8 protein-coding genes are annotated in these 5937 nt (G+C 62.6%); 5 read left to right on the top strand and 3 right to left on the bottom strand.

What is annotated here, in order from left to right; genetic code table 11:
- A partial coding sequence (locus tag DK391_RS43700) for an acyl-CoA dehydrogenase C-terminal domain-containing protein (protein ID WP_204117546.1) occupies positions 1–240 on the top strand: 240 nt, incomplete at its 5' end.
- Between the two features lie 94 nt (positions 241–334).
- On the opposite strand, the gene DK391_RS43695 is transcribed toward DK391_RS43700, so the two are convergent.
- Positions 335–676 carry a helix-turn-helix transcriptional regulator gene (locus tag DK391_RS43695; protein ID WP_109484221.1) on the bottom strand — a complete coding sequence of 114 codons (342 nt, stop codon included), beginning with the start codon at positions 674–676 and terminating at the stop codon, positions 335–337.
- A 99-nt stretch (positions 677–775) separates the two neighbouring features.
- Between DK391_RS43695 and DK391_RS43690 the strand changes: the two genes are divergently transcribed.
- The 3 genes from DK391_RS43690 to DK391_RS43680 all read left to right on the top strand — a co-directional run bounded on the left by DK391_RS43690 (position 776) and on the right by DK391_RS43680 (position 2404).
- Positions 776–1573 (top strand): hypothetical protein, encoded by a 798-nt coding sequence (locus DK391_RS43690; RefSeq protein WP_162601070.1) that lies wholly within the window; start codon positions 776–778, stop codon positions 1571–1573.
- A gap of 261 nt (positions 1574–1834) precedes the next feature.
- Entirely contained in the window at positions 1835–2065 is a 231-nt protein-coding gene (locus DK391_RS43685) for a hypothetical protein (protein WP_109484220.1), read from the top strand.
- 81 nt (positions 2066–2146) lie between these two features.
- Positions 2147–2404: an H-NS family nucleoid-associated regulatory protein gene (locus tag DK391_RS43680; protein WP_109484219.1), complete on the top strand. Its 258-nt coding sequence runs from the start codon at positions 2147–2149 to the stop codon at positions 2402–2404.
- Positions 2405–2414: 10 nt separating this feature from the next.
- Here the strand turns inward: DK391_RS43680 and DK391_RS43675 are convergent, their stop codons facing one another.
- Positions 2415–3167: a response regulator gene (locus DK391_RS43675; RefSeq protein WP_109484218.1), complete on the bottom strand. Its 753-nt coding sequence runs from the start codon at positions 3165–3167 to the stop codon at positions 2415–2417.
- On the bottom strand, positions 3160–4701 hold the full coding sequence (locus DK391_RS43670) for an ATP-binding protein (RefSeq protein ID WP_109484217.1): 1542 nt from the start codon (positions 4699–4701) through the stop codon (positions 3160–3162). The genes DK391_RS43675 and DK391_RS43670 overlap by 8 nt, the downstream gene beginning before the upstream one ends.
- Before the next feature lie 196 nt (positions 4702–4897).
- Here DK391_RS43670 and DK391_RS43665 point away from each other — a divergent pair, with 196 nt between their 5' ends.
- Entirely contained in the window at positions 4898–5782 is an 885-nt protein-coding gene (locus tag DK391_RS43665) for a response regulator (RefSeq protein ID WP_239483121.1), read from the top strand.
- The last annotated feature ends 155 nt before the right edge of the window (positions 5783–5937 follow it).

The following is a 5937-nucleotide window of genomic DNA, read 5'->3' as shown; positions in this document are numbered from 1 at the left end:
GCAGGCAGCGTGCCGTATCTGAAGCTGGCGGGCATCGTGCTGGGCGGCTGGCAGATGGCGCGCGCGCTGCTCGCCGCACAACAGAAGCTCAACGACGACGCATCGTTCTACGGTGCGAAGATCGCCACCGCGCAGTTCTTCGCGGAACACGTATTGCCTCAAGCCGTCGCGCTGGAAGCATCGATCACGAGCGCGAAGGGCGGTGAAGGCATCCTCGCGCTGTCGGAAGATCAGTTCTAAAAGCCGGAACTCACGACATTAACGGGCTTCGCTTCACAGCGAAGCCCGTTTGCTTTTAAAGCCTCATTCCCTCCGCCGACCCTCTGCGCGCCGCTCATTCCACCTTCGCGCTCAATCCCTTCAAGCCCTTGATCACGACGAGCAGCGCGCGGCCGTGCTCTTCCGAGCCGTCCCACGCATCGACGATCGCGTTACGCAGCAACTCGTTGTAACCCGCCGCCCGCGCGCCCATGTGACGCGCTTCCATGCCGTAGAAACTGCATAGCTTATTGAATGACGCGCTTCTGCGCACGCGACGCCCTTTCGACAGCCGCAATCTCGATACCGTAGGCTGGCTAACCCCAGAAAGCCTCGCAATTTCGCTGGACGAGCGCGTGTCCGCCATCAATCGGCGCAACAGATCCTGCACGGGAAATTCGCTCGCTGGGGCTTCCATTCCATTCATTATATCGATACATTAACGCTTGTTGAATGGCCGTTCATTTCGCCGATGGTTCGCAAGGCAGCGAGCCGAATGGCAGTCACGAGGAAGTTGATGACACTGAAGCACCTACCGCCCACGTTCTGCTGGACCAAGACAGGCACCGAGTCCGGCGAGGAACTCCCCACCATCGTTGTTCAGAAGGAATGGGAGCGCCGGTTGGGCGGCGGCCGCTTTTTGTGGGGCGTCGGCCAGTCGCTCGGCAATAGCGCACAGATCGCGGCGCATCGCACGGGCTCGCTGCTCGCGCTGTTTTCGCCGGCAGCCAGCAAGCCGCGGCAGGGCGGCCGCAAGCGCGAGGACATGCTGCTGTGGAACGCGTGGATCGACAGTACGGGTCAGGTGCGGCAGTTGCCGCCGCACGCGTTCATCGTCAGCCGCTCGGTGCTGCCTTCGGGGCGGCACAGGGAACATCACTACGCACTGGTGTGCTCATCGCCCACTGAACTGAGCATGGGCACGCGGCTGTATGTCCATCCGGACCATCTGCGCAGCGTCAGCACGGGCAAGGCGCTGAGCGCCGCGCAAAGCGCGGCTGTCGTCGATTGCACGTCGCGCTCGGGCGAACTGAGCGGCAAGCGCTATCCCGTCGCGCTCGCGGTCGAGCTGGAAGCGCCGTATTTCGTGCGGCTCACGCAGCCCAGCGTGCTGAAGGCGCGCGATTTCGCGGAAGTGACCAAAGCGACCCGCGATGGCGATTTCTCGGCTTTTATCGACCTGGTCGGCCGTCTGCGTACCCGGCCGGCACAGGAACGCATGCGCGGTTTCACCCGCGATCTGTTCGAAATGCCGCCCGTCGAGGCCATGGCTGCGTTCAGCGCGGCACAGGCACAGGCCAGCTTCGCGCTGTGACAAACGGGTGCAGACAGCCGTTATCTCGCGGATAAAACCTGGGAAGACTGAATGTCGGCTGCATGAGCATTAAAATGCGCGTGTTGTTGCAATCCAGACTTGGCGCTTCGTCCTGAGCAGAGAGAAAATCGATAACGTGCCGCAGCACAATCCACTGTGCAGCGCTGTCCGGCTCGCAAGCGCCGGGCAGGAAGCGCAGCGTCACGTGCCGCGCGTTCGCAAGCCGCATGTCCGAATCCGAACCCAGAGGGAGGAATGCCTATGTCGGCGATGACACAATCGAGGCAGGCTCAGGCCGCGCAACGCTTTGTCGAAGCGACGCGAAATGTCGATGTGGCTTTTCGCGCGGTGCGCGCTGAACGGGAAGATGGCGAATCGGCCGGCGAGCACGCCGCCGCCGTCGCGCAACTGGACCGCGCGCTGGACGAACTGGCGCGCGCTCAGGCGCTATTCGATTCGGTGGTTCGCATCGACGCGCGGCGGCGCAATTGAATCCATCAGCCGTGGCGACGCCCGTTCGAATGGATTGCTGATCTCACTACACTTCGAATCGCATTTCGAATCGCACGAGCAATGTCTACCACAATCGCAAAACTCGATGGCCAGGCGCGGGAACGTCTGATCGCGTGGATCCAGCACCGGATGCACGAATTCGGCATCACGTTCGACGCGCTCCAGCAATCGCTCGCCGAAGACGAGCAAAGCGCCCGCGCGATCCGCTATCAGGACGCAATGGGCCACGCCTGGGATGGCAAGGGCGATCTGCCCGAATGGCTGCGCCGCGCCGTTGCGTCGGGGCAGAGCATCGACTTCTTCCGCTGCGAAGGCTAGGCGCGCGCCTTTAGCCGCCTTGATCCGCAGCGTCGCGGGCGTCCGGCGGCACGACGTCCAGCCGGTAGCCGACGCCATAAATCGACCGGATCATGTCGTGATCGGGCCGCACGCCCTGCAGCTTGCGCCGCAAATTCTTCACATGCGAATCGACCGTGCGATCAGCGACCACACGGTGGTCGTCATACAGTTGCCGCAGCAGATGGTCGCGCGAATAGATGCGCCCCGGCGTCGAGTTCAATAGCGCGAGCAGCCTGATTTCGATTGGCGTGAGATTGAGATCCTTGCCGTCGAGCGACGCCACATGCCGTTCCAGATCGATCGCGAGTCCGCTCGAAACAGGTTCGGCACCCGCACGCGCCACACCCGATAGCGCATCGATACGACGCAGAATCGCCTTCACGCGCGCGACCACTTCACGCGGACTGAATGGCTTGCAGACGTAATCGTCGGCGCCGAGTTCGAGACCGAGCAGCCTGGCGATTTCATCCACGCGCGCGGTCAGTATGATCACGGGCACATCGGAAAACGTGCGCAATTCGCGGCAGATTTCCAGCCCGCCGCGCCCCGGCAGCATCAGATCGAGCAGAATCAGCGCGGGTGGATTCGCGCGCACTGAGGCGATCACCTCGCGGCCATCCGCGATCACCTGAGTGTCGAAGTTCTCGGCGCGCAGGTAATCGGTGAGCAGCGCCGACAGCTTCGGCTCGTCTTCGACGATCAGCACCGAAGCGGGCGAACGGGCAAATGCAGTGTCAGTCATCTTTGGTTTCTAACGTAGCGAACCGGACGGCGATCCACAATCCTCCCAGCGGCGAGCGCAGTGCGTCGATGGTGCCGCCGTGCTGGCTGACGATATGTTTGCACAAGGCGAGCCCGAGGCCTGCGCCGCCGCTCTGACGGCTGCGCGACGCGTCGACGCGGAACAGCCGGTCGAACAGATGCGGCAGCAAGGGCTCGGGGACGGCCGGGTGCGTGTCCTGCACGTCGATATGTATTTCGTTGTCGTGCTTCGCCACTGCGACGCGTACCTTGCCGCCCGCATCCGTATAGCGCAGCGCGTTTTCCAGCAGGTTTTTCATCAGCTGGGTGAGGCGGTACGGATCGCCGAGCATGATCGCGCTCACGGCGCCAACATCCGCCTCCAGCGCGATTTTCTTGTCGGCGAGCCGGTCCCTGAATGATTCGGCGGCGGCTTCGACGACAGGCGCCACGTCGAGCCGCACTTTTTCGAACGACAACTCGCCGATATCCGCGAGCGACAGTTCATACAGGTCGTCGATAAGCTGGCTGAGCAGCGCAACTTCCGCCTGCAGCGACGCGAGTGTGGTGCGGTCCGGCTTGCGCACGCCATCTTCGATGGCTTCGAGTTCGCCGCGCAGCACGGCGAGTGGCGTGCGCAATTCATGCGAAATATCCGCGATCAGATTGCGGCGCGAGCGCTCGGCGTGACCGAGCGAGATCGCGAGGCGGTTGAAGTCGGCGGCGAGATTGTGCAGTTCGTCGCTGCCCGTATCGGGCACGCGGATCGAATAGTCGCCGCTCGCGAGCCGATGGGTGGCCTCCACCAGACGCCGCACGGGCGCGAGCAGCACACGCGCGAGCACGACGGCGACGCACGCGGCCAGCAGCGCCGCGAAGCCGACGATGATCCACGTCGCGCGAACCTGCTGCTGCTGAAATTGCCTGTCGGCGGAATGGAACATCACTTCCGGCCCGGCGACGACCAGCCAGCCGATCACCTTGCCATCCACGGTCAACGGCAGGCGCGGCGCATCGGGCGGCGGAGGCGGGCCTTTTTGCAGCACGCTGTGCATGTCGACGTCGTAGACGCGAAATGGGGGATGACGGTTGCCTTGCATGCCGTGACCGCGTCCGCCGCGCATGTCGCGCATATCCGGTGGTGGGCCGAGTTCGTTCGGTGGCGGACCGGGTTGTGCACCTTCACCGTCCGGATCGCCGTTCGGCCCTCCGTCTTGCGCACCATCGGGCGGAGGTCCGTCGTGGCGCGCGGTCATGTCAGGCGGGCCGGGTGGCGGCACGCCCGCGTCGATGGCTTCGGGAATGGCGGCGGCGGTTGCTGCGGGGTCCTTGAGGAAATCCCAGCTGCGATGCCTGGCCCAGGCGGTTTCGAGTTGCTGCTGCAACTGCGTGGAATGGGATTGCGACTGACGCTGCAGATAGCCGAGAAAGCCGTATTCGAAGCTCCAGCGCACGGCGACGCCCATCGTGACGGCCACGAGTATGCAAGCCGCCGAAATCGCGACGAAACGCTTCGACGTAATGCCGATTCTCATGGCGAATCCCCACGGCCGCCGCTCTTCATGCTTCACACCCTGTTTTTCCCTGTCGGCACGCTTTGCGCGCCGCCTTGCGCGCCGCACGCATGCCCATTGCTATCGATATGCCGCCACGGCGCTATTGTGACGCGGCTGGCGCAGCCACGGACGACCGTTCGTCAATTTCCACACAATCTCCTTAATTTTCACCGTCTTGCCTGCACAGTTGCTCTCTATCATGGGCACCGTTCAAATGCCGAAGGACGGAATTATCATGACCATCCATCTGCTCGTCGTCGAGCCGAATCAGGAGAGCCGCGACACGCTTCGGGCGCAGGTGCAGCAGCACAAGATCGAGATGTCCGTCCTGTACAACACGGAATCGCTCGAACGGCGCCTTGAACTCGAAGTGCCATCGCTGATCGTGATGCGTCATGCGTTGCCGGATGTGGATGGCCTGGCTGCCGTGCGGCGCATCCGTTCGCTCGGTTATGACCTGCCCATCATTATCGTCAGCCGCTCGGACGATGTGGTCGACAAGGTGCTCGCGTTCGAACTGGGCGCGAATGATTATGTGGTCGATCCGCATGATCCGCGCGAAATGATTGCGCGGGTTCGCAATGCATTGCGTTCGGGGCCGCCTTCGCACGTGCCGATGCATATCGAGCGCGAGCCTATTGCTTTCGATGATTTCGAAGTGGATGTGGCTGACAGGGTGCTGACGCGGGGTGGGGTGGAAGTGCCGCTGCGTAGCACTGAGTTTGCGTTGCTGGTGGTGCTGGCTTCACATCCGATGAAGGTGCTTTCGCGAGTGCGTATTCTGAATATGCTGCGCAGGCATTGCAGTGTGACGGAGCGTGGGCTCGACGTTGTGGTGTTTCGCTTGCGCGCGGCTTTGCAGGTTTCGCCGACGGGGCGGCAGTACATCAAGACCTTGCGGGGTGAAGGGTATATGTTTGCGCCGGATGATGCGTTGCCGAGGCATGGAGCGGGGGGGGGGGCGCATGATGCGCCAGCTCGGTTGCTGGATGTTGCGGGTTCTTCTATTGGTTTGGATGAGCGGTTGCGGTTTGATGGGGTGGTGCAGGTGTTGCAGTGAGTTTTCCTTTTTTTCAGGTGTTGGCACTCTGGGTTTTTTTCGCTGGCATCCGCGATTTCGCGTCGGTTTGCTAGCGTTGCCCCTGTGCGGGGCAGCACCTACTTTTCTTTGCCGCGGCAAAGAAAAGTAGGCAAAAGAAAGCCGCTGAACACCAC

It is taken from the genome of Paraburkholderia sp. C35, from assembly GCF_003121405.1.
Lineage (GTDB): Bacteria > Pseudomonadota > Gammaproteobacteria > Burkholderiales > Burkholderiaceae > Paraburkholderia.
The sequence above is the reverse complement of the archived record's forward strand: the minus strand, read 5'-3'. Positions and strand labels throughout refer to the sequence as shown.

Bases quoted from the DNA above. Each gene is read 5' to 3' on its own strand.
- DK391_RS43695 (WP_109484221.1), bottom strand. From the start codon at position 676: ATGGAAGCCCCAGCGAGCGAATTTCCCGTGCAGGATCTGTTGCGCCGA.
- DK391_RS43690 (WP_162601070.1), top strand. From the start codon at position 776: ATGACACTGAAGCACCTACCGCCCACGTTCTGCTGGACCAAGACAGGC.
- DK391_RS43685 (WP_109484220.1), top strand. From the start codon at position 1,835: ATGTCGGCGATGACACAATCGAGGCAGGCTCAGGCCGCGCAACGCTTT.
- DK391_RS43680 (WP_109484219.1), top strand. From the start codon at position 2,147: ATGTCTACCACAATCGCAAAACTCGATGGCCAGGCGCGGGAACGTCTG.
- DK391_RS43675 (WP_109484218.1), bottom strand. From the start codon at position 3,167: ATGACTGACACTGCATTTGCCCGTTCGCCCGCTTCGGTGCTGATCGTC.
- DK391_RS43670 (WP_109484217.1), bottom strand. From the start codon at position 4,701: ATGAGAATCGGCATTACGTCGAAGCGTTTCGTCGCGATTTCGGCGGCT.